Source organism: Terrabacter lapilli, assembly GCF_039531305.1.
Classification (GTDB): domain Bacteria; phylum Actinomycetota; class Actinomycetes; order Actinomycetales; family Dermatophilaceae; genus Terrabacter; species Terrabacter lapilli.
In genome coordinates this window covers 88,519-113,703 of the sequence record NZ_BAAAPU010000010.1, presented here as the reverse complement: position 1 = coordinate 113,703, position 25,185 = coordinate 88,519, and the positions used below count along the sequence as shown (strand labels likewise).

Sequence of the window (25,185 nt, the reverse complement as noted above, 5' to 3'; positions counted from 1 at the left end):
CTCACCACCGAGGTCCGTTAGGGTTGAACGACCTCGGCGCGAGCGTGCGCCGACGACCGAAGGACGAGGAACGTGGCCAGGACGGCACCCGGGGTGAACCTGCGCGTCCGCCTGCAGCAGGCGGCGCGAGCTCGATGGGGGTCAGCCGCGCCCGAGTGAGGCGCCGGACTGACCCCGCCCCCTGCCCGGTCGCGCGACGCGACGGGCCGCCCGCACCACCCCCGTCGACCCCAAGGACGCATCATGGAAACCGCTGAGATCAGGCGTCGCTGGCTCTCCTTCTTCGGCAGCCAGGGCCACACGGTCGTGCCGAGCGCCCCGCTCGTGCACGAGGACCCGAACCTGCTGTTCGTCAACGCCGGCATGGTCCCCTTCAAGCCCTACTTCCTCGGCCAGGAGACCCCGCAGTTCACCCGCGCGACGAGCGTGCAGAAGTGCGTGCGCACCCTCGACATCGAGGAGGTGGGCAAGACCACTCGGCACGGCACGTTCTTCCAGATGAACGGCAACTTCAGCTTCGGCGACTACTTCAAGGAAGGCGCCATCGAGCTCGCCTGGGAGCTCATCACGCGCAGCCAGTCCGAGGGCGGCCTCGGCTTCGACGAGAAGGACCTCTACGCCTCCGTCTACTACGAGGACGACGAGGCGATCGCGCTCTGGAAGAAGGTCGCGGGCCTCTCCGACGACCGCATCGTGCGTCTGGGCCGCAAGGACAACTACTGGAACATGGGAGTCGCCGGTCCCGGCGGCCCGTGCTCGGAGATCCTGCTCGACCGTGGCCCGGAGTTCGGCGCGGACGGCGACTGGGAGGCGGGTGACCGCTACCTCGAGTTCTGGAACCTCGTCTTCATGCAGTACGAGCTCGAGAACGTGCGCTCCAAGGAGGACTTCGACATCGTCGGGGACCTGCCCAAGCGCAACATCGACACCGGCATGGGCCTCGAGCGCGTGGCGTTCCTGCTGCAGGGCGTCGACAACATCTACGAGACCGACGAGGTCTTCCCCGTCATCGCGGCCGCGGAGGACCTCACCGGTCGCCGCTACGGCGCCGACCACGACGACGACGTCCGCTTCCGGGTCGTCGCCGACCACGTGCGCTCCTCGCTGATGCTCATCGGCGACGGGGTGACGCCCGGCAACGAGGGCCGCGGCTACGTGCTGCGCCGGCTGCTGCGCCGGGCGGTGCGCTCGATGCGCCTGCTCGGCGTCGACGCGCCGACCCTCGAGCAGCTCCTTCCCGTGAGCATGGACCGGATGAAGGCGTCCTACCCCGAGCTCGAGACCGACTTCTCGCGCATCAGCCAGGTCGCGTACGCCGAGGAGGATGCCTTCCGGCGCACGCTGAGCTCGGGCACGACGATCCTCGACACCGCCGTGGCGCGCGCGAAGTCGTCGGGCTCGACCACGCTCGGTGGAGCCGAGGCGTTCGCCCTGCACGACACCTACGGCTTCCCGATCGACCTCACCCTCGAGATGGCGGCCGAGCAGGGCCTGCGGGTGGACGAGCCCGGCTTCCGCCGGCTCATGGCCGAGCAGCGCGACCGGGCCAAGGCCGACGCCCGCGCCAAGCGGTCGGCTCATGGGGACACGAGCGTCTACCGCCAGCTGTCCGACACCCTGGGCGCCGACGTCGAGTTCACCGGCTACGACCAGATCCTCACCGACACGCGGGTGCGCGGCCTGATCCGCGACGGTGTCGTCGTCGACCGGGTCGGCCCCGGCGACGAGGTGGAGATCGTGCTGGACCGCACGCCGCTCTACGCCGAGTCCGGTGGGCAGCAGGCCGACCACGGACTCATCCGCCTCGCGAGCGGCGCGCTGCTCGAGGTCAAGGACGTGCAGCGGCCGATCACCGGCCTCGTCGTGCACCGCGCCACCGTCCTCGAGGGCGAGGCCGGCGTCGGTGAGGACGCCGAGGCCGAGGTCGACGTCGCGCGTCGCCGGTCGATCTCCCGCGCGCACACCGCCACCCACATGGTCCACCAGGCCCTGCGCGACGAGCTCGGCGACACCGCGACCCAGGCCGGTTCGGAGAACGCGCCCGGCCGGCTGCGTTTCGACTTCAAGTCGCTGCAGGCGGTCCCGGCCTCGGCGATGGCCGAGATCGAGGCGCGGATCAACGGCGTGCTCCTCGAGGACCTGCCCGTGACGGCGGACATCATGGCCCTCGACGCCGCCAAGCGGCTCGGCGCGATGGCGCTGTTCGGCGAGAAGTACGGCGAACGCGTACGCGTCGTGTCCATCGGCGAGTGGTCGCGCGAGCTGTGCGTGGGCACCCACACGCCGCGCGTCGGCCAGATCGGCGTCGTCAAGCTGCTCGGCGAGAGCTCCATCGGCTCCGGCGTGCGGCGCGTGGAGGCGCTCGTGGGCGCCGACGCGTACACCCACCTGGCCCGCGAGGCGACGATCGTCAGCCAGCTCACCGACACCCTCGGGGTGCGCCGCGACGAGCTGCCCGACCGCATCGCGACCATCCTCGGGCGCCTGCGCGACGCGGAGAAGGAGATCGCGGCAGTCCGCCAGGCCCAGGTGCTCGGCGCGGCGTCCGGGCTGGTGCAGTCGGCACGCGACATCGGCGGCGTCACCTTCGTCAGCCACGACGCCGGCGAGGGCGTCCCTGCCGACGACCTGCGCAAGCTCGTCACCGACGTGCGCGGGCGCCTCGGCAACGACCGCCCGGTGCTCGTGTCCATGGCGGCCGTCAACAACGGCCGCCCCGTGGTCATCGTCGCGACCAACGAGCGGGCCCGCGAGGCCGGCCTCAAGGCCGGCGCGTTCGTCAAGCTGGCCGCCACCGCGCTCGGCGGCGGCGGTGGGGGCAAGGACGACCTCGCCCAGGGCGGCGGCACCGATCCCGCGCGGGTCTCGGCCGCCCTCGGCGCCGTCGAGGACCACCTGCGGTCGCGGAACACGTGACTGCGGCCGACGCACGTCTGCGGCCCGGGGCACGGGTCGGCGTCGACGTGGGCAACGCCCGCGTCGGCGTCGCGGCCTCGGGCGCCGCGGGCGCGCTGGCGCACCCGGTCCGCACGCTGCCCAGGGACGCCAAGGACGACACGGACGTCGACGCGATCGTGGAGCTCGTCCGGGAGCTCGAGGCCATCGAGGTCGTCGTAGGGCTGCCCCGCCTGCTCTCCGGTGAGGAGGGGGAGGCCGCTCGGATCGCGCGCGACTACGCCGGCCGGCTGGCGGCGCGCCTCAGTAGTGTGGTCGTGCGCATGGTCGACGAGCGCTTGACCACGGTCGACGCACACCGCAGACTACGCGACAGCGGTGTCCCGGGCCGTGGGCAACGCGCTGTCGTCGATCAGGCCGCTGCGGTGCTCATCCTGCAGTCGGCGCTCGACACGGAGGCACTCTCGGGCAGACCGCCCGGGGAGATCATCATGCCGGGGGGCAAACGGAAGAAGGAACGTCGTCGATGAAGGACCATCTCGAGTCATCGATCTTCGGCGACCATGACGAGATCGTCGAGCACGAGGACGAGCTCGGTCACGAGTCCGCCGTGGCGAACGGCGACCCCCGCGAGGCCCACGACGCCGCGCAGGCCCCGGATGCAGGCGCCGTGCCGACCGGCCCGACACTGAGCCGGCGCGAGCTGCGCGAGCGGGAGCTCGCCGGACGCCGGCGCGGCCGCGGACGCAAGAGGGCGACTGCGGCGGATGCTGCGCCGGCTCCCCGCGGCAGACCCTCCGCCCTGCGTCGCGTGCTGGTCATCCTCATCGCCCTGGCGGTCATCGGCGGTGGCGTCGCCGTGGCCTACAAGGCGTTGCGACCGGTCGTCGAGAACGTCTTCGAGTCCAACGACTACCCCGGCCCCGGCACCGGCGAGATCCGCGTGACCGTCGACCCCGGCGCGGGCGGCGGCGCGATCGCCAAGACCCTCGTGGACGACGACGTCGTCAAGTCGAGCAAGGCCTTCATCGAGGCCGCCGACAGCAACCCGAAGAGCGCATCGATCCAGCCCGGCGTCTACGTGATGAGGAAGCAGATGAAGGCGTCCGACGCCCTCGCGATCCTCGTCGACCCGAAGAACCGCCTGATCACCCGCGTCGTGGTCCCGGAAGGCCTGTGGACCAACGAGATCTACGACCGTCTCTCGAAGGCCTCCGGGATCCCGGTCGCCGAGTACACCGCCGCCGCCAAGAACGTCGCAGAGCTGGGCCTGCCCCCGTCGGCCAAGGGCAACATCGAGGGCTACCTCTTCCCGGCGAGCTACGAGTTCGGGCCCACCTCGACGGCCCTCGACCAGCTCAAGCAGATGGTGGCGGAGTCGACCAAGCGCCTGAGCGCCCTCGGCATCGCGCCGGATCGGATGGAGCGCGTCGTCACCGTCGCGAGCCTCATCGAGGGCGAGGCCAAGACGCAGGCCGACCAGGCGAAGGTCGCCCGGGTGATCGAGAACCGCCTGGCGAAGAAGATGACGCTCGGCCTCGACTCGACGGTCAACTACATCTTCAGGAAGCGGGGCGTGCCGACGCAGGCGATGCTGGACAGCAGCAGCCCGTACAACACCAGGCGCGTCGCCGGCCTCCCGCCGGGGCCGATCTCCAACCCGGGCGAGAACGCCCTGGCCGCCGCGGCCAACCCGGTCGCCGGTCCATGGCTCTACTTCGTCACGGTCGACCTCGACACCGGGGAGACGAAGTTCGCCACCACGTACCCGGAGCACGAGCGCTACGTCGCCGAGTTCCAGAAGTGGTGCGCGGCCAACAAGGGCAAGTGCTGAGACAGGGGCAGGGCCCCACCCGCCGATGCGCGGTGTGGGGCAGCCCCGTCGCGCACTCGCTCTCCCCGGTGCTGCACCGGGCGGCCTACGCCGCCCTGGGGCTCACGGGCTGGTCCTACGACCGGTGCGAGGTCGACGTCGCCGGCTTCCCCGAGGCGTTCGCGACACTGGACGACACGTGGTGCGGGCTGTCCCTGACGATGCCGCTCAAGGAAGCCGCGCTGATGGCCGCAGCGTTGGTCGACCCGCTGGCTGCCGCCACCGGAGCCGCCAACACCCTCGTGCGCGACCGGCAGGACCCGTCCCGGTGGGCCGCGTACAACACCGACGTCCACGGCATCGCCACGGCCCTGCGCCTCGCCGGCGCGCAGCGCTGCTCGAGCCTGCTCGTCGTCGGCTCGGGAGCCACCGCCCGCTCGGCGCTGGCTGCCGTGTCCGCGCCGGGCGCGCGGGTGGTCTTCATGGTCCGTGACGGCGTGCGCCCCGCCACCCTCGCCCAGGCCCGCGAGGCGGGGATGCACGTCGACGTCGTGCCGATGGGGGAGTGGGCGCCCGCGCGCGAGGTCGAGGCGGTCGTCAGCACCGTCCCGCCGTCGTCGGTGCCGGGACTCGACCGCCTGCCGGCTGCACCGGTGGGGGCTGACGTGTCGCCCCCGGTGCTGCTCGACGTCGTCTACGGAGCAGGGGAGACCCCGCTGCAGCGCGCTGCCCGTGACCGCGGCTGGCGCGTGGCCGAGGGCACGGACATGCTCCTGCACCAGGCCACCGAGCAGGTCCGCCTCATGACCGGCCACGACGCGCCGACCGAAGCCATGGCGGTTGCGCTGCGAGAGGCCCTCGCCGCGCGATGATCCCGCCCATGACGTGGGTGCAGGCGCCGGGTGCGCCGTGGTGGTTCGTCGTGCTGCTCGCCCTCGCCGGTGGGGCCGTCGGAGAGGTGCTCAGGCGTCGCCTGGCCGGCGGGGGCTACCGGCTCGACGACGAGGGCGGCCCCCTCCCGAGGGTTTCCTCGTTCGTCGTGCCGTTATCGCTGGCGCTGCTGTGGGGACTGCTCGCCTGGAGGTTCGGCCCCTTGTCGGGGTGGGCCCTGACGCCGGCCTACCTCGGCTTCGCGTTCGTCGCGGTCGCCCTCGCGTGGATCGATGCCGATGTCCACCGCCTGCCGCGCGGACTCACCCGGCCGGCATACCCGCTCCTCGTGGGGCAGCTCGCGATCGCCTCCCTGGCCTCGGGCGACTGGGACGCGCTGCGCCGAGCAGCCGTCGCCGGGGCGGTGCTCTGGGTCATCTACTTCGTCCTCGCGCTGCTGGCGGCGTTGCTCGGCAGCGGCTTCGGCTACGGCGACGTCACCCTGGCCGGGCTCGTGGGCCTGGCCACCGGCTACGTCAGCGTCGCCACCACCCTCGTCGCGTCGTATGCCGCGTTCGTCCTCGCCGGGGTCTACGGCATCGCGCGTCTGGTCCTGCGCCGCGGGACGCGCAAGGACGACATCGCCTTCGGGCCGTGGATGCTGCTCGGCCTGCTCGTCTCGCTCGTCGTGCAGGTGCGCCCGCTCTTCTGAGACTGCGCCCTGCCGGCCGCGCGGTCCCGCGGATCGGGCGGCCGGGAGGAGAGCTCGGCACGCGTGGGAGGATCGCTCCATGTTGCGTTGGTTGACGGCCGGTGAGTCGCACGGGCCCGCACTCGTCGCCATGATCGAGGGCCTGCCCGCCGGGATCGAGGTCGGCGCCAAGGACCTGCAGGCGGCGCTGTCGCGCCGGCGTCTCGGCTACGGCCGGGGTGCGCGGATGAAGTTCGAGCAGGACGAGGTGGAGTTCCTCGGCGGCCTGCGGCACGGCGTCACGCTGGGCTCACCGATCGCAGTGCGCATCGGCAACAGCGAGTGGCCCAAGTGGACGACCGTGATGAGCCCGGAGGCCGTCAGCGACGAGGCGTACGCCGCGTCCGACGACGTGGGCGCCGAGAAGGAGCTGGCCCGCAACAAGCCGCTGACCCGTCCGCGCCCCGGGCACGCGGACCTCGTCGGCATGCAGAAGTACGGCCACGAGGACGCCCGGCCGGTGCTCGAGCGGGCCTCTGCCCGCGAGACGGCCGCGCGCGTGGCACTCGGTGAGATCGCCGCCCGCTTCCTCGAGCAGGCCTACGGCATCCGGCTCGTCTCGCACACGGTCGCGATCGGCACCGCCGGCGTGCCCGACGGCGCAGAGCTGCCCACGCCCGACGACCTCGAGCGGCTCGACGCCGACCCGGTGCGCGCCTTCGACCACGAGGGGTCGGCGGCCATGGTGGCCGAGGTCGACGCCGCGAAGAAGGACGGCGACACCCTCGGCGGGGTCGTCGAGGTCCTCGCCTACGGCCTGCCGCCGGGCCTGGGGTCGCACGTGCACTGGGACCGCAAGCTCGACGGGCAGCTCGCCCAGGCCCTCATGAGCATCCAGGCGATCAAGGGTGTCGAGGTCGGTGACGGCTTCGAGACGGCGCGGCGACGCGGGTCGCAGGCGCACGACGAGATGGAGCTCGTCGACGGCGTCATCACCCGCCGCACCGGCCGCGCCGGCGGCACCGAGGGCGGCATGTCGACCGGTCAGGTGCTGCGCGTCCGGGCTGCCATGAAACCCATCAGCACCGTGCCGCGGGCCCTCTCCACCGTCGACGTCGCGACGGGGGAGGCCGCCACCGCGATCCACCAGCGCTCCGACGTGTGCGCCGTGCCGGCCGCGGGCGTCGTGGCCGAGGCCATGGTCGCGCTCGTCCTCGCGCAGTCCTGCCTCGAGAAGTTCGGCGGCGACTCGGTCACGGAGACGTCGCGCAACCACGCGGCATACCTCGACGGCATCCGGAAGGAGCTGCGCACGTGGTGAGCGACCCCAGCGAGCCGGCCACCACTCGCCCGGCGGTCGTCGTCGTCGGCCCGCCCGGCGCGGGCAAGACGACGGTCGGCGAGGCCCTCGCGGCCCGTCTGGGGGTGCCGTTCCACGACGTCGACGCCGCAATCGAGCAGGCCCAGGGCCGTTCGATCTCCGACATCTTCGTCGACGACGGCGAGCCCGTCTTCCGCGAGCTCGAGCGCGAGGCGGTCGCCCGGGCCCTCGCGCAGGAGCGGGGCGTCGTCTCGCTCGGCGGGGGAGCCGTCATGGACCCCCTCACCGAGGCGGCCCTGGCCGGCCACACGGTCGTGTTCCTCGACGTCTCGATCGCCGACGCGAGCAAGCGCATCGGATTCGACCGGTCGCGCCCCCTGCTGTCGGTCAACCCACGCGCCACGTGGGTGGCCATGATGAACAACCGGCGCCCCACCTACGAGCGGGTCGCCACGGTCCGCGTCGACACCGCGGGGCGCACGCCCACCGAGGTCGTCGACGACGTCGTCGCCCACCTCGACGGGGCCCGCCCGTGAACGTGGCGCTCGAGCCCACCACGGTCCCGGTGGGCGGCGACTACGACGTCGTCATCGGGTCGGGCGTGCTCGCCCGCGTCGGCGAGTTGCTCGGACCCGACGTCGAGCGGGTGCTCCTCGTGCATCCGCCGACGCTTCCCGGGCTGAGCGACCGGGTCACCGCCGCGCTCCGGGACCAGGGGTATGCCGTCCACGTCGCCGAGGTGCCCGACGCCGAGGCTGCCAAGACCGCGACCGTCGCCGCCGGGCTGTGGTCGCAGCTCGGACAGGCGGGTTTCACCCGCACCGACGCGGTCGTCGGCCTGGGCGGGGGCAGCGTCACCGACCTCGCCGGGTTCGTGGCCGCGTCCTGGCTGCGCGGGGTGCGCGTGGTCCAGGTGCCGACGACCCTGCTCGGCATGGTCGATGCGGCCGTCGGCGGCAAGACCGGCATCAACACCGCCGAGGGCAAGAACCTCGTGGGCGCCTTCCACCCGCCGGCGGGCGTGCTGTGCGACGTCGACGTCCTCGACACGCTGCCCGAGGCAGACCTCGTCGCGGGCCTCGGCGAGGTGGTCAAGTGCGGCTTCATCGCCGATCCCGTGATCCTCGACCTCGTCGGGTCCGCGGTCGCCGAGGACCCGGCCCGGGCCCGCAGCGCGGCCAACCCGCACCTGCGCGAGCTCATCGAGCGAGCCGTTCGCGTCAAGGCCGAGGTCGTGGCCGCCGACCTGCGCGAGAGCTCGCTGCGCGAGATCCTCAACTACGGCCACACCTTCGGCCACGCCGTCGAGCAGGTCGAGGGCTACTCGTGGCGGCACGGCGAGGCGGTCGCCGTCGGCATGGTCTACGTCGCCGAGCTCGCGCGCCTCACCGGTCACCTGTCGGGTCCGGACGGCGACGCCCTGGTGGCGCGGCACCGCTCCGTGCTGGAGTCGCTCGGCCTGCCGACGAGCTACGTGCCCGGCCGGTGGGACGAGCTGCTGGCCGTGATGCGCCGCGACAAGAAGTCCCGCGGCTCGACCCTGCGCTTCGTCGTGCTCGACGGACTCGCCCGGCCGACTCGGCTGGTCGGCCCGGACGACGCCCTGCTCCAGGCGGCATACGGCCTCGTGTCGCGGCGCGGCACGTCACCGTCATGAGCGGCCCTGCTCACTAGACTCCCCGGCATGACGGCACCCACGGTCTTCGTCCTGTCGGGACCCAACCTCAACCGTCTCGGCACCCGCGAGCCCGAGGTCTACGGCTCCGACACGCTCGAGGACATCCACGAGGCCGTCGAGCGCGAGGCCAACGACCTGGGCCTGGTCGCCGACTGCCGGCAGACCAACCACGAGGGCGAGCTCATCGACTGGCTCCACGAGGCGGTCGACGCCGGCGCCGACGTGGTGCTCAACCCTGGCGCCTTCACGCACTACTCGTATGCCGTCCGTGACGCGTGCGCCATCGTGACCACGAGCGGTCGCAGCCTCGTCGAGGTGCACCTGAGCAACCCCGCCGCGCGCGAGGAGTTCCGCCACACCTCCGTCGTGGCGGGCGTGGCGACGGGGACGGTGGCCGGCTTCGGCCTGCAGTCCTACCTGCTGGCGCTGCGCGCGCTCGTCTGAGCCTCGGCGGCGGGGCGCGCCGCGACGGTGTCGAGGTCGCGGACGGCGTAGCGGTGGTGCTCCCACTCCTCCTCGAGGATGGTGTGCAGGCACGAGAGCACCGTCGTGGAGCGCTCCGGCGACCACGGGTTGCGGCGCTCGGCGCCGAGCTCCTCGGCGGACACGGAGGCGAGGTAGTCGCGGACCATCGCGACCCGGTGGGAGCGGGCCTCCAGGACCTCCTCGAACGTGGGGGCCCTCGTCGTGAAGACCGACAGGTCGAGGCCCCACTCCGCGGCGCTCGCATCTGCCACCCCCAGCGGATGGAACGGCTGCTCGAGCCGGAGGACCGCCCGGCCGAGCCACACGTCGGTCGCCATGACGAGGTGGCGCAGGGTGTGGGCGAAGGACCACTCCCCGCCGACCGACTCGTCGACCGTCGCCTCCGGCATGGCGGACACGCGGGCCACCGTGGCCGCCCAGGTCGTCTGGACCGCCTCCCAGGCGGCGCGGAGGCCGTCCGGGTCGCTCGCTCGGCGGCGCTCGCGCCCCGGGAAGCGGCGGTTCAGCTCGGCGTCGACGAGCGGGGCGACGTCGACCCCGTTGACGACGAGCGTCGCGCCGCCCTCGAGCAGCCATGGGGAGTCGATCTCGAGGCCCGCCACCTCGATGCCGCGCATGACCGCGCCCGACAGGTCGCACCCGACGAAGTGGGCACCTCGCAGGTTCACCTCGGTGAACCGGGCCCCCTCGAGCTCGTCGGAGCTGCTGAATGCCACCATGACGCCTCCTGGACTCGTTGACTGAGGCCGAACGCTAGCCCGGCGCACCGACAGACGCGGCCGCGGACGCGCCGACCCGCGGCTATGGCAGCCTGCTGACATGTCCGAGGACGAGCCCCTTGTCAGCGCGCTGGCGATCAACGTGACGGTTCCCGAGCAGCTCCGCTGGACAGACACCAGGCGCGGCCAGGCGTTCCGGCTCGACACGCTGAACGTCCGGCTGCTCAAGGACGGCCACCTGGCGGCCAAGGCGTACGGCCGTCCCGTCGAGGGCGGGCGAGGCGCCTACGTATCCTTCCCGGTGCCCGACCGGCCGGAGCTAACCGCTCTCGTCGAGGCCGCAGCGAGCCGCGCCGCGGCGTCGTGGGCCGCCCATCGTGGTCTCGGCTGACCGGGACCGGTGTCGCCTCAGACCGTGCCGAGCGCCTCGGGCAGCGGCTCGGCGTGCACGATCGTCAGCTCGGACACCGCGCGCGTGAGCACGACGTAGAGCCGTCGCAGGCCGGTGCGCTCGTCGGGCTCCGCGGCCGCGATCGCGGCCGGCTCGACGACGACCGTCCGGTCGAACTCGAGGCCCTTGGCCACGCTCGCGGGGACGAGCTCGACCTGATGGTCGTCGTCGTCGCCGTGGTCGCGGTCGAGCCGTCCGTGCAGGACCCCTGCCGCGGCGAGCGCAGCGGCGATGCCGTCCAGCGCGGCATCGGGTGCGATGACCCCGACCGAGCCGGCGCCCGCAGCCGCGCGCTCGGCGGCCCGCGCCACCTCGTCCTCCAGCGTGCCGGCGCGCACCGGCCGGAGCTCGAGCCGGCCGGGGTTCTCGCGCACCGACACCGGGGCACCCAGGCCGGGCGCCATGACGGGCAGGAGGCGGGCGGCGTACTCGATGACGGCCGACGGTACGCGGAAGCCGCGGTCGAGCACGACAAGGTCGTGGGCGTCCTTGCCGAGGTGGCGCATCGCCTCCTCCCAGGAGGACGTCGCCCAGGGCGTCGTACCCTGCGCGATGTCGCCGAGCACCGTGACCGAACCCGTGGAGCAGCGCCGGCCGACCGCCCGCAGCTGCATGGGAGACAGGTCCTGTGCCTCGTCGAGGACGATGTGGCCGAGGCTGGGCACACGGCGGAGCAGCTCGTCGAGCTCGTCGAGGAGCGCCATGTCGGCACGGGACCACCGTGCTGCCCCTTTGGTGCGAGCCGGCCTGTCCCACAGGAGCATTGCCTGCTCGCCGGCGGTCAGGTCGTCGCCGGCCGCCTCGCGGAGCGCGTCAGCGTCGGACCACAACCGGTGCAGCACGCCCTGCGGGTCGAGCGCGGGCCACACCGTCGCGACGTACTTCTTGACCGCCGCCGACTTCGCGACGGCGTCCTGCACCCTGTCGTCGGGCGCGTCGCCGGCGCGTTCCAACTCGAGGAGCACGTGGTGGGCGAGCCGCTGGGGGAGCAGGTCGCGTGCGGCCGAGTAGCGCACGCCGCGCGCGGCGAGCTCGTCGACGATCTCCGCGACGACGTATGCCGGCACGCGCCACTTGCGCACCCCGCGCGGGACCACGAGCGCCTCCGTGGGCCGCACCAACGCGGACCACACGGCCCGGCGCAGCACCGTGGCCAGCCGGGCATCGCCCTTGAGCGTGGCGACCTCGGCCGGCTCCTCGGCGCGGACCCGGCCGTCGTCGAGCAGGGTCTCGATGGTGGCGTGCCGCACCCGCGCCTCGCCGAGCGAGGGCAGGACGGCACCGATGTGGTCGAGGAAGGCGCGGTTGGGGCCGACGACGAGCACGCCCGAGCGGTCCAACCGCTCGCGAAAGGAGTAGAGCAGCCAGGCGGCGCGGTGCAGGCCGACGGCCGTCTTGCCCGTGCCCGGAGCGCCCTGGACGCAGACGTTGACGGCGATGTCGCTGCGGACGATCTCGTCCTGCTCGGGCTGGATGGTCGAGACGATGTCGCGCATCGGGCCGGTGCGGGGCCGCTCGATCTCCGCGGCCAGCAGGGACCCGGTGGTGGTGTCGGAGGGCCCGGCGTCGCGCAGGTGCTCGTCCTCGATCGCGGTCAGGCGTCCGCGGTCCACGCCGAAGCGGCGTCGCAGTGTCACGTCCATCGGGTCGAGCGCGGAAGCCCGGTAGAAGGCGGTCGAGATGGGCGCGCGCCAGTCGACGACCACCGGGTCGCCCGCCTCGTCGGACACGTGCCGCCGGCCGATGTGGAGCTGCTCGGCCGGCCCATCGGCGGGGTCGACGTCGATCCGGCCGAAGAAGAGGGTGGTGCGGGGGTCGTCCTGGAGCGAGGCGATGCGCCGGGCCAGCACCCAGCCGAGCACCTCACCCGAGACGGCGTCACTGGCCTTGGACGCATCGAGCGACTCCGCCAGCTCACGCATCCTGGCCAGCTGCGCTCGGGCCTCGTCGAGGAAGGCCTGCTCCCTGATCAGCTCGTCGCCCAGCCCGTCGGCCAGCTGGTTGTGGATCCCGTCGGCGGCCTGGGACGTGGGCATGACGAAGCCGCCTTTCAGGGCAGGAGGGTCGAGGGGGAGGAGCGAGCCTACACCCGTCCCGGCCGCGGCGGGTGCGACGATTCCGCGATCGGCAGGCGCCCCCGCTAGACTCGTGCGGCAACTCCCCAAGTCAACGATCGCCCGGGGCTCCGGCGTGCCCAGCGGCACCCAGCGGGCCGGCCGGCATACGAAAGTGGTTTGTCACGATGGCTACGACCAACGACCTGAAGAACGGCATGGTGCTCAACCTCGAGGGACAGCTCTGGTCCGTCGTCGAGTTCCAGCACGTCAAGCCCGGCAAGGGCCCCGCCTTCGTGCGCACCAAGCTCAAGGCGGTCCTGTCCGGCAAGGTCGTCGACAAGACGTTCAACGCGGGCACCAAGGTCGAGACGAGCAACGTCGACAAGCGGACGATGCAGTACCTCTACAAGGACGGCACCGACTTCGTCTTCATGGACACCGACACCTACGACCAGATCAACGTGTCGGAGACCGTCGTCGGCGACGCCGCGAACTACCTCCTCGAGAACCAGAACGCCATCGTCGCCACGCACGAGGGCGCGCCGCTCTACGTCGAGCTGCCGGCCTCGGTCGTCCTCGAGATCACCCACACCGAGCCCGGCCTGCAGGGCGACCGCTCGACCGGTGGCACCAAGCCCGCCACGCTCGAGACCGGCGCCCAGATCCAGGTCCCGCTCTTCCTCGAGACCGGCACGCGCGTCAAGGTCGACACCCGCGACGGGTCGTACCTCGGCCGCGTCAACGACTGAGCGGACGCGAATTCCCTTGGCAGCACGCAGCAAGGCCCGTACACGGGCGCTCGACATCCTCTTCGAGGCGGACCAGCGCGGCCTCAACGCCGAGACGCTCCTCGACGAGCGCCTGCGCGACCGCGAGTCGCGGGCGGCCAACAACCCCTACACCGCGGAGCTCGTGCGCGGCGTGGTGGCGAAGTGGAACGACATCAACGCGGCCCTGACCGACTACAGCCAGGGCTGGACGCTCGAGCGCATGCCCGCCGTCGACCGCGCGATCCTGCGGCTCGGCGCGTGGGAGGTGCTGTGGAACGACGAGATCCCCGACGCCGTGGGGATCTCCGAGGCCGTGGCCCTCGCGACCGAGCTGTCGACGGACGAGTCGCCCGCTTTCGTCAACGGGCTGCTCGGCCGCCTGGCCGAGGTCAAGGCCACCATCGTCTGACACGCAGCTCCGGACGCCACCGGCACGGCACGACGCCGGGCGAACAGCACGAAGCCACCCGTACGCGGGTGGCTTCGTGCGTCTCCGGGTGGCCCGGTGGGCGCGGGCTGGGCTCGCGGCGTACGACCTCCTCGGTGCCGTGCGCCGTCGCGCCACGACGTGGACCGGTGTCGGGGCGGGGCCGGGCGCACGTTAGACTCCCTCGCGATCGACATCCTTTAACCACCGTCCTGTGAGGCGGGGAAGGAGGTCCGGCGGCTGTGACCTGCCCTGACCTGAGTGCGTCTGCCCAGCCATCGAACGACCGTTCGAGCATCCCCCCTGACGCCAGAGACGTCATGAGCGAGGGAGACATCTCCCGGGCGCTGCGGCGCATCGGTCACGAGATCCTCGAGCGCAACCGCGGCAGCGAGGGCCTGGTCCTGCTCGGCATCCCCTCTCGTGGCGTGCCGCTCGCCCGCCGCCTCGCCGTGTGCATCGAGGACGTCGAGGGCGCGCCGGTCCCGGTCGGCGAGCTCGACATCACGCTCCACCGCGACGACCTGCGCCGCAACCCGGTGCGCACCGCCCACCGCTCCCGCATCCCCGACGGCGGCATCGACGACAAGGTCGTCGTCCTCGTCGACGACGTCCTCTACTCGGGTCGCACCATCCGCGCCGCCCTCGACGCGCTCTCGGAGCTCGGGCGCCCGCGAGCCGTGCGCCTCGCGGTCCTCGTCGACCGCGGCCACCGCGAGCTGCCGATCCGCGCGGACCACGTCGGCAAGAACCTGCCCACGTCCCGCGACGAGCGCGTGCACGTCCGGGTCGCCGAGGTCGACGGCCTCGACGTCGTGCGCATCAGCGGGGGAGAGTCCCGATGACCCGCCACCTCATCTCCTCCGCCGACCTCACCCGGGCCGACGTCGAGGACATCCTCGAGACCGCGAGCTCGATGCACGACCTCCAGCGCCGCGAGGTCAAGAAGGTGCCCACCCTGCGCGGGCGCACCATCATCAACTTCTTCTTCGAGGACTCGACGCGCACGCGCAGCTCCTTCGAGATCGCCGGCAAGTGGATGTCGGCCGACACGATCAACCTGTCGGCCAAGGGCTCCTCGACGAGCAAGGGCGAGAGCCTGCGCGACACCGCGATGACGGTCGACGCGATGGCTGTCGACGCGCTCGTCATCCGGCACAACGCCTCGGGCGCCTGTCACCAGGTCGCGCAGTGGGTGCGGTGCAGCGTCATCAACGCCGGCGACGGCACCCACGAGCACCCGACGCAGGCTCTGCTCGACGCCTACACCCTCCGTACGCGCCTCGGTGACCTCGACGGCAAGCACGTCGTCATCGTCGGCGACCTCACTCACTCGCGCGTCTTCCGCAGCAACGTCATCACGCTCAAGACGCTCGGCGCCCGCGTCACGGTCGTCGCCCCGCCGACGCTGATGCCGAGCGGCATCGGCGCCTGGAGCGAGGCCGACGGCTTCGCCACGAGCTGGGACCTCGACCCGGTGCTCGAGGGCCGGGGCGAGCACGGACCCGTCGACGCCGTCATGATGCTCCGCGTCCAGCGCGAGCGGATGAGCGGCGGGTTCTTCCCCACGGCTCGCGAGTACACCGTCGGCTACGGCCTGACGCGCGACCGCCTCGAGACGCTCGTGGCCCGCAACCGCGACGTGCTCGTGCTCCACCCTGGCCCGATGAACCGCGGCCTCGAGATCGCCCCCGAGGCCGCCGACTCGGCGCAGTCGGTCGTCCTCGACCAGGTCTCCGCGGGTGTCGCGGTCCGGATGGCCGTGCTCTACCACCTGCTGGCGGGCGACGACTCGTCCGTCGCCTCGTCACACGCGCCGCCCCCGACGCACGCCGCCACCGAAGGAGCCGCCCGATGACCCGCCTCGTGATCCGCGGCGCCCGGCTCCTCGGAGCCCAGGCGGCCGACCTCCTCGTCGAGGACGGCGTCATCACCGAGGTCGGCTCGGTCCGGGTGCCCCGCGACGCCGAGGTGCTCGACGCCGACGGGCTCGTGGCCCTGCCCGGCCTCGTCGACCTCCACGTGCACCTGCGCGAGCCGGGCCGCGAGGACGCCGAGACCATCGCGACCGGCTCGGCCGCCGCCGCGGCGGGCGGCTTCACCGCCGTCTTCGCCATGGCCAACACCAGCCCGGTGACCGACACCGCCGAGGCGGCCGAGCGCGTCCTCGACCTCGGCCGTGCGTGCGGGCTCACCGAGGTGGTGCCGGTCGGCGCCGTGACCAAGGGGCTCGAGGGCGCCGAGCTCGCCGAGCTGGGCCTCATGGCCCGCTCGCGTGCCAAGGTCCGCGTCTTCAGCGACGACGGCCACTGCGTGCACGACGCGCGGATCATGCGCCGGGCGCTCGAGTACATCAAGCCCTTCGGCGGCGTCATCAGCCAGCACGCGCAGGACCCGCGTCTCGCGGGCCGCGAGGCCTGCTGCCACGAGGGTGAGGTGTCCGGCCGGCTCGGGCTGCCCGGCTGGCCCGGCATCGCCGAGGAGTCGGTCGTCGCCCGCGACGTCATGCTGGCCCGGCACACCGGCTCGCGGGTGCACGTCGCCCACGTCTCGACGGCCGGCACCGTGGAGGTGATCCGCTGGGCCAAGGCGCAGGGGGTCGCCGTCACCGCGGAGGTCACGCCGCACCACCTGGCGCTGACCACCGACCTGCTCGTCGGCTACGACCCCGTCTACAAGGTCAACCCGCCGCTGCGACCGAGCGAGGACGTCGAGGCGCTGCGTGAGGCGCTCGCCGACGGCACCATCGACGCGGTCGCCACCGACCACGCCCCGCACGCCCGCCAGGACAAGGAGCACGCCTTCGTCGACGCCGCCTTCGGCATGCTCGGCCTCGAGACGGCCCTGTCGGTCGTCAGCGACGTCATGGTGCGGCCGGGGCTGCTCGACTGGGCCGACGTCGCCCGCGTCATGTCGAGCGCGCCGGCTCGGATCGGCGGACTCGCCCACCAGGGAAGGGAGCTCGCCGTCGGCAGCCCCGCCCACCTCACCCTCGTCGACCCCGACCGCGAGGTCACCGTCGACGCCGCCGCGAGCCGCAGCCGCTCGCGCAACAACCCATGGCACGGGCGCACCCTGCGCGGAGCCGTCCTCACGACGGTCCACGCCGGACGCGTCACCCACGACGTCCGCAACGGCGCGGGCGACCACGACACCGAACGAGAACTGACGAACGCGACGACCACGGGAGCAGACCTGTGACCACCCAGACACCGTTGACCGTGCCGAGCCGGGACGGCAGGAGCCGCCGCGTCCGAGAGGCCGCGACCCTCGTCCTCGAGGACGGTCGCACCTTCCGCGGGGCCTCCTACGGGGCGATCGGCCGGACGGTCGGCGAGGCGGTCTTCTCCACCGGCATGACCGGCTACCAGGAGACCCTCACCGACCCCAGCTACCACCGGCAGGTCATCGTCATGACGGCCCCGCACGTCGGCAACACCGGCGTCAACACCGAGGACGACGAGAGCACCCGCATCTGGGTCGCCGGCTACGTCGTGCGCGACCCCGCGATCCGCTCGTCCAGCTGGCGCGCCACCCGCGACCTCGAGGACGAGCTCGTCGACCAGGGCGTCGTCGGCATCTGCGAGATCGACACCCGTGCCCTGACGCGCCACCTGCGCGAGCGCGGGGCCATGCGCGTCGGCATATTCAGCGGCGCAGCCGCGGACCGCCCGGAGGCCGAGCTCCTCGAGTCCGTGCGCACGAGCCCGCAGATGGCCGGGTCCGCGCTCGCCGCCGAGGTCAGCACGACCGAGCCGTACGCCGTCCCGGCCGTCGGTGAGAAGCGATTCACCGTCGCTGCCATCGACCTCGGCATCAAGGCGATGACCCCGGCGCTCATGGCTCAGCGCGGCATCGAGGTGCACGTGCTGCCGGCGACCGCGACGATCGACGACGTCCTCGCCGTGGGGGAGTCCGGCCCCGACGGGGTCTTCTTCTCCAACGGTCCCGGTGACCCGGCCACGGCCGAGCACGAGGTGGCGCTGCTGCGCGAGGTCCTCGACCGGCGGATCCCGTTCTTCGGCATCTGCTTCGGCAACCAGCTCCTCGGCCGGGCCCTCGGCTTCGGCACCTACAAGCTGAAGTACGGCCACCGCGGGATCAACCAGCCGGTGATGGACCGCACCACCGGCAAGGTCGAGGTGACCGCCCACAACCACGGGTTCGCCGTGGACGCCCCGCTGGACGCGGAGAGCGACACGGCATACGGCCGCGTCCGCGTCTCCCACGTGTGCCTCAACGACGACGTCGTCGAGGGCCTGGAATGCCTTGACCTGCCTGCCTACTCGGTGCAGTACCACCCCGAGGCCGCGGCCGGCCCGCACGACGCCGCCTACCTCTTCGACCGCTTCCTGGAGCTCATGACCGACCGACAGACCACCCACCAGACCACGGAGGTCAGCGCCTGATGCCCAAGCGCAGCGACATCGAGAGCGTCCTCGTCATCGGCTCCGGCCCGATCGTCATCGGCCAGGCCTGCGAGTTCGACTACTCCGGGACCCAGGCCTGCCGCGTGCTTCGCGAGGAGGGCATCCGCGTCATCCTCGTCAACAGCAACCCGGCGACGATCATGACCGACCCCGAGTTCGCCGACGCGACCTACGTCGAGCCGATCACCCCGGAGGTCGTCGAGGCGATCATCGCCAAGGAGCGCCCCGACGCGGTCCTCGCGACGCTCGGTGGCCAGACCGCCCTGAACTGCGCGATCTCCTTGCACGAGAACGGCGTCCTCGAGAAGTACGGCTGCCCGCTCATCGGCGCCAACGTCGAGGCGATCCAGCTCGGCGAGGACCGCGAGGCCTTCAAGGGCGTCGTCGAGCGCTGCGGCGCCGAGTCGGCGAAGTCGATCATCTGCCACTCGATGGACGAGCTGCTCGCCGGCGCCGAGGAGCTCGGCTACCCGGTCGTCGTCCGCCCGTCCTTCACGATGGGTGGCCTCGGCTCGGGCTTCGCCTACGACGAGGCCGACCTGCGCCGCATCGGCGGCCAGGGCCTGCAGTACTCCCCGACGACCGAGGTGCTCCTCGAGGAGTCGATCCTCGGCTGGAAGGAGTACGAGCTCGAGGTCATGCGCGACCACGCCGACAACGTCGTGGTCGTCTGCTCCATCGAGAACCTCGACCCGATGGGCGTGCACACCGGCGACTCGATCACCGTGGCACCGGCCCTGACGCTCACGGACCGCGAGTACCAGCGGCTGCGCGACATCGGCATCGCCGTCATCCGCGAGGTCGGCGTCGAGACCGGCGGCTGCAACATCCAGTTCGCCGTCAACCCGGCCGACGGCCGCATCATCGTCATCGAGATGAACCCGCGCGTGTCGCGCTCGAGCGCCCTGGCGTCCAAGGCGACCGGCTTCCCGATCGCCAAGATCGCCGCCAAGATGGCCATCGGCTACACCCTCGACGAGGTGCCCAACGACATCACCCGCGAGACGCCGGCGAGCTTCGAGCCGACCCTCGACTACGTCGTCGTGAAGGTGCCGCGCTTCGCGTTCGAGAAGTTCCCGGCCGCCGACCCGACGCTGACGACGACGATGAAGTCGGTCGGCGAGGCGATGGCGATCGGCCGCAACTTCACCGAGGCCCTGCAGAAGGCGCTGCGGTCACTGGAGAAGAAGGGCGCGAGCTTCCACTGGGACGGCACCATCACCCGGCTCCAGGCCGAGCGGGCGCTCGAGGAGGCCAAGGTCCCGACCGACGGGCGCATCGTCGCCGTGCAGCAGGCCCTGCGCGGCGGGTGCACCGTCGAGGAGGTCCACGAGGCCACCGGGATCGACCCGTGGTTCCTCGACCAGATCGCGCTGCTCAACGACGTCGCCGTCATGCTCGCCGAGGCCGACCAGCTGACGCCGGAGCTGCTCCGGCTCGTCAAGCGCCACGGCTTCAGCGACGCCCAGGTGGCCTCCATCCGCCGTATGCCGGAGGCCGTGGTCCGCGGCGTGCGCCACGCCCTCGGGGTGCGCCCGGTCTACAAGACGGTCGACACGTGCGCGGCCGAGTTCGCGGCGACGACGCCCTACCACTACAGCTCCTACGACGAGGAGACCGAGGTCGAGCCGCGCGAGCGGCCTGCGGTGATCATCCTCGGCTCCGGGCCCAACCGCATCGGCCAGGGCGTCGAGTTCGACTACTCCTGCGTGCACGCGTCGTTCTCCCTGCGCGACAAGGGGTTCGACACGGTCATGGTCAACTGCAACCCGGAGACGGTCTCGACCGACTACGACACGAGCAGCCGCCTCTACTTCGAGCCGCTGACCCTCGAGGACGTCCTCGAGGTGATCCACGCCGAGAGCCAGGCGGGCCCGATCGCGGGCGTCATCGTCCAGCTCGGCGGGCAGACCCCGCTCGGCCTGGCCCAGGCGCTGGAGGACGAGGGGGTGCCGATCGTCGGCACCTCGCCCGGCGCCATCCACCTCGCCGAGGACCGTGGGGCCTTCGGCCAGGTCCTCGCGAAGGCGGGGCTCATCGCCCCCAAGCACGGGACGGCATACAGCTCCGACGAGGCGCTCGTGATCGCCCGCGAGATCGGCTACCCCGTCCTCGTGCGCCCGTCCTACGTCCTGGGCGGCCGCGGCATGGTCATCGTCTACGACGACGACTCGCTCGTCACCTACATGGAGAAGGCCACCGAGGCCTCCCCGGAGCACCCGGTCCTCGTCGACCGGTTCCTCGACGACGCGATCGAGATCGACGTCGACGCCATCTTCGACGGCGAGGACATGTACCTCGGCGGGATCATGGAGCACGTCGAGGAGGCCGGCATCCACTCGGGCGACAGCTCGTGCACGCTGCCGCCGGCGACGCTCGGCGACGGCGAGCTCGAGCGGGTGCGGGTGGCGACACGCAAGCTCGCGGAGGGCATCGGCGTGCGTGGCCTGATGAACGTCCAGTTCGCCCTGGCCCAGGACATCCTCTACGTCATCGAGGCCAACCCGCGCGCCTCGCGCACCGTGCCCTTCGTCGCCAAGGCGACCGGCGTGCCCATCGCGAGCGCCGCCGCCCGGGTCATGCTCGGCGCGACGATCAAGGAGCTGCGCGAGGAGGGACTGCTCCCGGCCACCGGTGACGGCGGCCGGATGCCCGACCACGCCCCCGTCTCGTGCAAGGAGGCCGTCCTGCCCTTCAAGCGCTTCCGCACCAAGGAGGGTGTCGCCGTCGACTCGCTCCTCGGCCCGGAGATGCGCTCGACCGGCGAGGTGATGGGCATCGACGTCGACTTCGGCTCGGCCTTCTCCAAGGCACAGCAGGGCGGCGGCTCGGCACTGCCGCGCTCCGGCGCGATCTTCGTCTCGGTCGCCAACCGCGACAAGCGCGCCATGCTCTTCCCGGTCAAGCGCCTCGTGGACCTCGGCTTCACGATCCTCGCGACGAGGGGCACCGCAGCAGTGCTGAAGCGCAACGGGATCGAGGCCACCGTGGTCCGCAAGATCACCGAGCGCGAGGGCGACGCCCCGGGCGAGAAGTCGATCGTCGACCTCATCCTCGACGGCACGGTCCAGATGGTCGTCAACACCCCGTCCGGCCAGGACGCCCGGGCCGACGGCTACGCGATCCGCGCCGCCACCACGAGCGCCGACAAGCCGATCATCACGACGATCGCCACCCTCGCCGCGGCCGTCCTCGGCATCGAGGCCGGGCTCACGGAGGAGATCCGGGTCAAGTCCCTGCAGGACCACGCCCGCGACCTCGACCTCTACGGCCGTCGCGAGTCCCTCGCAGCGGCGGCGGCGGTGGGCGCATGAGCGAGCGCGCGATGCGTGCCCGGGTGACGCAGGAGGTCGCGGAGGTCATCGCGACCAGACGGGTCGGTGCGTACCAGCACCTCACCCTCGTGGCGCCCGGCGTGGCCGAGCTCGCCCGCCCGGGCCAGTTCGTCGCGCTCGCCGTCGGCGACGCGACCTCCGGCAACCTGCTGCGCCGGTCGTTCTCGATCCACAAGGTCAGCCCCAGCGGCACCTACGGTGGCACGGTCGACATCGTGGTGTCGGCCGTCGGGGTCGGCACGCGCTGGATCGTCGATCGGGTGCCCCACGACACCATCGACGTCGTCGGGCCTCTCGGCAAGGCGTTCCCCCTGCCCACCGAGCCGGTCGCCTGCGTCCTCGTCGGGGGCGGCTACGGCAGTGCGCCGCTCTTCTGGCTCGCCGGCGAGCTGCGCGCCCGCGGCTGCCACGTCGAGATGGTGCTCGGCGCCGCGAGCGAGGACCGGCTCTTCGGTGTCGTCGAGGCCCGGCGCAGCTGCGACGGCGTCACGGTCACGACCGACGACGGGTCCGCCGGCCAGCAGGGCTGGGTCAGCGACCCGCTGCCCGAGATCATCGACCGCACCGGGGCGTCGGTCGTGTACGCGTGCGGCCCCATGGGCATGCTCGAGTCGGTCACGCGGGTGGCGCAGGCCCACGGCGCCGTCGCGCAGGTCGCCGTCGAGGAGTCGATGGCCTGCGGTGTCGGGGTCTGCATGACGTGTGTGATGCCCGTCGTCGGTTCCGACGGCCGGACCCGGATGGTGCGCTCGTGCGTCGAGGGCCCCGTGTTCCGCGGCGACTGCGTCCGCTGGGACGCCTTCGAGGGTGGTCACGCCCGTGTCCCAGACGACGCCGTCGGCGCTCCGAAGGTGGGGGGTCACTGATGACCGAGCTGTCCACGGACCTCGCCGGCCGTCACTCGGGCGACCTCGCCGTCGACATGTCGGTCGACCTCGGTGGCGGCCACCGCCTGCCGAACCCCCTCATGACGGCCTCGGGGTGTGCGGCCAACGGCAAGGAGCTGCACCGCTTCTTCGACGTGGGTGACCTCGGCGCCTTCGTCACCAAGTCGGTCATGGCCGACCCGCGCTCGGGCCGGGGCACCCCGCGCATGGCCGAGACGCCCTCGGGGATGCTCAACTCGATCGGTCTGCAGGGCCCGGGCATCGACGCGTTCGTCGACGAGGACCTCCCGTGGCTGCAGTCGGTCGGCGCCCGCGTGCTGCCGTCGATCGCCGGGAGCTCGAGTACCGAGTACGCCCACGTGGCGGCGGCGCTGCGGGCCAGCCGCGCCTTCGACTCGGTCATCGGCGTCGAGGTGAACATCTCGTGCCCCAACGTCGCCAACCGCGGCCTGGTCTTCGCGTGCGACCCGCTCGCCTCGGCCAAGGTGATCGCCCTGGTGCGCGAGCAGCTGCCGCGCGACATCCCCGTCTTCGCCAAGCTGAGCCCCGACGTCACCGACATCACCGCCATCGCGGCGGCGTGCGTCAAGGCCGGCGCCGACGGCCTGACCATGATCAACACCCTGCTCGGCATGGTCATCGACACCGACCGGTTGCGTCCGCAGCTCGGTGGCGTCACCGGCGGCCTGTCGGGCCCCGGGATCCGGCCGGTGGCCGTGCGGGCCATCTGGCAGGTGCGCCAGGCCATGTTCGAGGGGCGCATCCCGACCGTGCCCATCATCGGGGTCGGGGGAGTGCGCACCGGTCGCGACGCCCTCGAGCTCGTTGCCGCAGGGGCCAGCGCGATCCAGGTCGGCACCGCGGTCTTCAACGACCCGTCGGCGCCGGTGCGGGTGCTGCGCGAGCTGTCCGACCTGCTCGCTGCCAAGGGCTTCGAGCGGTTCACCGACGCCGTCGCCGTGGCCCATGGCCGCTGACGTCCCGTCACGGCAGCCGCGCTGCACACCGACCCGACCCATCCACCGCCCCATCCACCGCGACGTGAAGGACTCCTGCCGATGAAGCCGTTCGGGGCACGCCTCGAGGACGCCATGGACGCGTTCGGTCCGCTGTGTGCCGGCATCGACCCGCACCGCGGCCTCGTCGAGTCCTGGGGGCTGGGCTACGACCTCGCCGGTCTCGAACGCTTCGCCCTGACCTGTGTCGAGGCGTTCGCCGGCCGGGTGGCCGTGGTCAAGCCGCAGTCCGCGTTCTTCGAGGTCTTCGGCAGCCGCGGCGTGGCCGTGCTGGAGCGGGTCCTGACCGAGCTGCGCGAGGCCGGCACGCTGACGATCCTCGACGCGAAGCGCGGTGACATCGGGTCGACCATGACGGCATACGCCGAGGCCTTCCTCGGGCCGGACGCCGTCGCCCCGCCCGACGCGCTCACCGTCAGCCCCTTCCTCGGCTACGAGTCGCTCCGCCCGGCGATCGACCTGGCCGAGCAGACGGGGCGCGGCCTCTTCGTCCTCGCGCTGACGTCCAACCCGGAGGGCGCCGGCGTGCAGCACGCCGTCCGCGACGGCGAGACGGTCGCAGGCTCGATCGTGCGCGGCGCGGCGGGGGACAACGCCGCCGCCCGCGCCCGCGGTGAGCTCGGGAGCGTGGGCCTCGTCATCGGCGCGACGGTGGGCACCGCCGTGCACGACCTGGGCCTCGACCTCGTCGAGGCGGCGACGCCGGTGCTCGCTCCCGGGTTCGGCGCCCAGGGCGGCACGCAGGAGTCGCTGGAGGCGACCTTCGGCTCGGCCCGTCGCCAGGTCCTGGCCTCGTCGAGCCGGGAGATCCTGGCCGCAGGTCCAGACCCGGCGCGCCTCGCCGCCCAGGTGAAGCGGGTCGCGGAGTCGCTGCCGCGCGACTGACCCCGGCGCCTCACGGCGGGACACCGCGCCGACAGGGGCGGCACGGCATACGGTGAGGTCCGTGCGAACGAGGACGCTGCCCAGGCGGACGTCGGTCACGGCTGCGACGCTCCTCCTCGCCGCGCTGCCCCTCACGGGCTGCTCGGGCGACGGCGCCGGCTCCTACTGCGCCGCGGTCACCTCGGCGCAGGCGCAGTGGAACCACGCCGGCGCGACGCTGGCCGACCCTGCGGCGGCCGCCCGCCTCGTGGCAGCGGTCCGCACGGTCGAGGCGAACGCGCCCTCCGAGGTCAGGGGCGACTGGACGTCGCTGCGCTCGCTCTTCGAGAAGTTCACCGTGCCGCGGACCGACCTCGCCGCACTCACACGACAGATGCGCTCCTACGAGACCTCGGCCAAGCGCGTCGAGACCCATGCCAGGGAGACGTGCGGGGTCGACCTCGGCCGGTGATGA

Annotated in this window: 23 protein-coding genes; 21 read left to right on the top strand and 2 right to left on the bottom strand. The window is 72.5% G+C overall.

Annotated features, from left to right (window positions below; translation table 11 throughout):
* Positions 1 to 243: 243 nt before the first annotated feature.
* The 9 genes from alaS (at position 244) to aroQ (ending at position 9,712) form a co-directional block, all read left to right on the top strand.
* Entirely contained in the window at positions 244 to 2,916 is a 2,673-nt protein-coding gene (alaS, locus tag ABD241_RS17445) for an alanine--tRNA ligase (RefSeq protein WP_344065622.1), read from the top strand.
* Complete coding sequence (gene ruvX, locus ABD241_RS17440) at positions 2,913 to 3,425, top strand: Holliday junction resolvase RuvX (RefSeq protein ID WP_344065619.1); 513 nt, start codon at positions 2,913 to 2,915, stop codon at positions 3,423 to 3,425. The genes alaS and ruvX overlap by 4 nt, the downstream gene beginning before the upstream one ends.
* Positions 3,422 to 4,729 (top strand): endolytic transglycosylase MltG, encoded by a 1,308-nt coding sequence (mltG, locus tag ABD241_RS17435; protein ID WP_344065616.1) that lies wholly within the window; start codon positions 3,422 to 3,424, stop codon positions 4,727 to 4,729. Before ruvX ends, mltG begins: the two co-directional genes overlap by 4 nt.
* A complete protein-coding gene (locus tag ABD241_RS17430) occupies positions 4,723 to 5,580 on the top strand; it encodes a shikimate dehydrogenase (protein ID WP_344065613.1) in 858 nt (285 codons plus the stop codon). The genes mltG and ABD241_RS17430 overlap by 7 nt, the downstream gene beginning before the upstream one ends.
* An 8-nt stretch (positions 5,581 to 5,588) precedes the next feature.
* Entirely contained in the window at positions 5,589 to 6,290 is a 702-nt protein-coding gene (locus ABD241_RS17425; protein ID WP_344065610.1) for a prepilin peptidase, read from the top strand.
* A gap of 79 nt (positions 6,291 to 6,369) precedes the next feature.
* Positions 6,370 to 7,590 carry a chorismate synthase gene (aroC, locus tag ABD241_RS17420; protein ID WP_344065606.1) on the top strand — a complete coding sequence of 407 codons (1,221 nt, stop codon included), beginning with the start codon at positions 6,370 to 6,372 and terminating at the stop codon, positions 7,588 to 7,590.
* Complete coding sequence (locus tag ABD241_RS17415; RefSeq protein ID WP_344065603.1) at positions 7,587 to 8,126, top strand: shikimate kinase; 540 nt, start codon at positions 7,587 to 7,589, stop codon at positions 8,124 to 8,126. Before aroC ends, ABD241_RS17415 begins: the two co-directional genes overlap by 4 nt.
* Complete coding sequence (gene aroB / locus ABD241_RS17410) at positions 8,123 to 9,247, top strand: 3-dehydroquinate synthase (RefSeq protein ID WP_344065600.1); 1,125 nt, start codon at positions 8,123 to 8,125, stop codon at positions 9,245 to 9,247. The genes ABD241_RS17415 and aroB overlap by 4 nt, the downstream gene beginning before the upstream one ends.
* A gap of 27 nt (positions 9,248 to 9,274) precedes the next feature.
* Complete coding sequence (gene aroQ, locus ABD241_RS17405; protein WP_344065597.1) at positions 9,275 to 9,712, top strand: type II 3-dehydroquinate dehydratase; 438 nt, start codon at positions 9,275 to 9,277, stop codon at positions 9,710 to 9,712.
* On the opposite strand, the gene ABD241_RS17400 is transcribed toward aroQ, so the two are convergent.
* Positions 9,682 to 10,473, bottom strand: a complete 792-nt coding sequence (locus ABD241_RS17400) for a DinB family protein (RefSeq protein ID WP_344065594.1) — start codon at positions 10,471 to 10,473, stop codon at positions 9,682 to 9,684. The genes aroQ and ABD241_RS17400 overlap by 31 nt on opposite strands.
* Before the next feature lie 100 nt (positions 10,474 to 10,573).
* Between ABD241_RS17400 and ABD241_RS17395 the strand changes: the two genes are divergently transcribed.
* On the top strand, positions 10,574 to 10,864 hold the full coding sequence (locus ABD241_RS17395) for a hypothetical protein (protein WP_344065591.1): 291 nt from the start codon (positions 10,574 to 10,576) through the stop codon (positions 10,862 to 10,864).
* Positions 10,865 to 10,881: 17 nt separating this feature from the next.
* Here ABD241_RS17395 and ABD241_RS17390 read toward each other — a convergent pair whose 3' ends face one another.
* Positions 10,882 to 12,960 (bottom strand): HelD family protein, encoded by a 2,079-nt coding sequence (locus ABD241_RS17390; protein WP_344065588.1) that lies wholly within the window; start codon positions 12,958 to 12,960, stop codon positions 10,882 to 10,884.
* A 206-nt stretch (positions 12,961 to 13,166) separates the two neighbouring features.
* Between ABD241_RS17390 and efp the strand changes: the two genes are divergently transcribed.
* From efp to ABD241_RS17335, 11 genes are all read left to right on the top strand, one after another.
* Positions 13,167 to 13,730 carry an elongation factor P gene (gene efp / locus ABD241_RS17385; protein ID WP_344065585.1) on the top strand — a complete coding sequence of 188 codons (564 nt, stop codon included), beginning with the start codon at positions 13,167 to 13,169 and terminating at the stop codon, positions 13,728 to 13,730.
* Positions 13,731 to 13,746: 16 nt separating this feature from the next.
* Positions 13,747 to 14,160 (top strand): transcription antitermination factor NusB, encoded by a 414-nt coding sequence (gene nusB / locus ABD241_RS17380; RefSeq protein WP_344065583.1) that lies wholly within the window; start codon positions 13,747 to 13,749, stop codon positions 14,158 to 14,160.
* A gap of 314 nt (positions 14,161 to 14,474) precedes the next feature.
* The gene (gene pyrR, locus ABD241_RS17375) at positions 14,475 to 15,023 is read left to right on the top strand and encodes a bifunctional pyr operon transcriptional regulator/uracil phosphoribosyltransferase PyrR (RefSeq protein WP_344065698.1); all 549 of its coding nucleotides are present in this window, start codon (positions 14,475 to 14,477) and stop codon (positions 15,021 to 15,023) included.
* A complete protein-coding gene (locus ABD241_RS17370) occupies positions 15,020 to 16,036 on the top strand; it encodes an aspartate carbamoyltransferase catalytic subunit (protein WP_344065581.1) in 1,017 nt (338 codons plus the stop codon). Before pyrR ends, ABD241_RS17370 begins: the two co-directional genes overlap by 4 nt.
* Positions 16,033 to 17,379 carry a dihydroorotase gene (locus ABD241_RS17365; RefSeq protein ID WP_344065579.1) on the top strand — a complete coding sequence of 449 codons (1,347 nt, stop codon included), beginning with the start codon at positions 16,033 to 16,035 and terminating at the stop codon, positions 17,377 to 17,379. The genes ABD241_RS17370 and ABD241_RS17365 overlap by 4 nt, the downstream gene beginning before the upstream one ends.
* A gap of 20 nt (positions 17,380 to 17,399) precedes the next feature.
* Complete coding sequence (gene carA, locus ABD241_RS17360; RefSeq protein ID WP_344065695.1) at positions 17,400 to 18,587, top strand: glutamine-hydrolyzing carbamoyl-phosphate synthase small subunit; 1,188 nt, start codon at positions 17,400 to 17,402, stop codon at positions 18,585 to 18,587.
* Positions 18,587 to 21,922 carry a carbamoyl-phosphate synthase large subunit gene (gene carB, locus ABD241_RS17355; RefSeq protein WP_344065577.1) on the top strand — a complete coding sequence of 1,112 codons (3,336 nt, stop codon included), beginning with the start codon at positions 18,587 to 18,589 and terminating at the stop codon, positions 21,920 to 21,922. The genes carA and carB overlap by 1 nt, the downstream gene beginning before the upstream one ends.
* The gene (locus tag ABD241_RS17350) at positions 21,919 to 22,809 is read left to right on the top strand and encodes a dihydroorotate dehydrogenase electron transfer subunit (protein WP_344065575.1); all 891 of its coding nucleotides are present in this window, start codon (positions 21,919 to 21,921) and stop codon (positions 22,807 to 22,809) included. Before carB ends, ABD241_RS17350 begins: the two co-directional genes overlap by 4 nt.
* Positions 22,809 to 23,807 carry a dihydroorotate dehydrogenase gene (locus ABD241_RS17345; RefSeq protein WP_344065573.1) on the top strand — a complete coding sequence of 333 codons (999 nt, stop codon included), beginning with the start codon at positions 22,809 to 22,811 and terminating at the stop codon, positions 23,805 to 23,807. The genes ABD241_RS17350 and ABD241_RS17345 overlap by 1 nt, the downstream gene beginning before the upstream one ends.
* Positions 23,808 to 23,888: 81 nt before the next feature.
* The gene (pyrF, locus tag ABD241_RS17340; protein WP_344065571.1) at positions 23,889 to 24,731 is read left to right on the top strand and encodes an orotidine-5'-phosphate decarboxylase; all 843 of its coding nucleotides are present in this window, start codon (positions 23,889 to 23,891) and stop codon (positions 24,729 to 24,731) included.
* Positions 24,732 to 24,792: 61 nt separating this feature from the next.
* A complete protein-coding gene (locus tag ABD241_RS17335) occupies positions 24,793 to 25,182 on the top strand; it encodes a hypothetical protein (protein WP_344065569.1) in 390 nt (129 codons plus the stop codon).
* Positions 25,183 to 25,185: the final 3 nt, after the last annotated feature.

What these genes read in the sequence shown, in the direction of transcription:
- alaS (WP_344065622.1), top strand. Translation starts at nt 244, where the DNA reads ATGGAAACCGCTGAGATCAGGCGTCGCTGGCTCTCCTTCTTCGGCAGC.
- mltG (WP_344065616.1), top strand. Translation starts at nt 3,422, where the DNA reads ATGAAGGACCATCTCGAGTCATCGATCTTCGGCGACCATGACGAGATC.
- ABD241_RS17425 (WP_344065610.1), top strand. Translation starts at nt 5,589, where the DNA reads ATGACGTGGGTGCAGGCGCCGGGTGCGCCGTGGTGGTTCGTCGTGCTG.
- aroC (WP_344065606.1), top strand. Translation starts at nt 6,370, where the DNA reads ATGTTGCGTTGGTTGACGGCCGGTGAGTCGCACGGGCCCGCACTCGTC.
- aroQ (WP_344065597.1), top strand. Translation starts at nt 9,275, where the DNA reads ATGACGGCACCCACGGTCTTCGTCCTGTCGGGACCCAACCTCAACCGT.
- ABD241_RS17400 (WP_344065594.1), bottom strand. Translation starts at nt 10,473, where the DNA reads ATGGTGGCATTCAGCAGCTCCGACGAGCTCGAGGGGGCCCGGTTCACC.
- ABD241_RS17395 (WP_344065591.1), top strand. Translation starts at nt 10,574, where the DNA reads ATGTCCGAGGACGAGCCCCTTGTCAGCGCGCTGGCGATCAACGTGACG.
- ABD241_RS17390 (WP_344065588.1), bottom strand. Translation starts at nt 12,960, where the DNA reads ATGCCCACGTCCCAGGCCGCCGACGGGATCCACAACCAGCTGGCCGAC.
- efp (WP_344065585.1), top strand. Translation starts at nt 13,167, where the DNA reads ATGGCTACGACCAACGACCTGAAGAACGGCATGGTGCTCAACCTCGAG.
- ABD241_RS17370 (WP_344065581.1), top strand. Translation starts at nt 15,020, where the DNA reads ATGACCCGCCACCTCATCTCCTCCGCCGACCTCACCCGGGCCGACGTC.
- ABD241_RS17365 (WP_344065579.1), top strand. Translation starts at nt 16,033, where the DNA reads ATGACCCGCCTCGTGATCCGCGGCGCCCGGCTCCTCGGAGCCCAGGCG.
- carB (WP_344065577.1), top strand. Translation starts at nt 18,587, where the DNA reads ATGCCCAAGCGCAGCGACATCGAGAGCGTCCTCGTCATCGGCTCCGGC.
- ABD241_RS17350 (WP_344065575.1), top strand. Translation starts at nt 21,919, where the DNA reads ATGAGCGAGCGCGCGATGCGTGCCCGGGTGACGCAGGAGGTCGCGGAG.
- ABD241_RS17345 (WP_344065573.1), top strand. Translation starts at nt 22,809, where the DNA reads ATGACCGAGCTGTCCACGGACCTCGCCGGCCGTCACTCGGGCGACCTC.
- pyrF (WP_344065571.1), top strand. Translation starts at nt 23,889, where the DNA reads ATGAAGCCGTTCGGGGCACGCCTCGAGGACGCCATGGACGCGTTCGGT.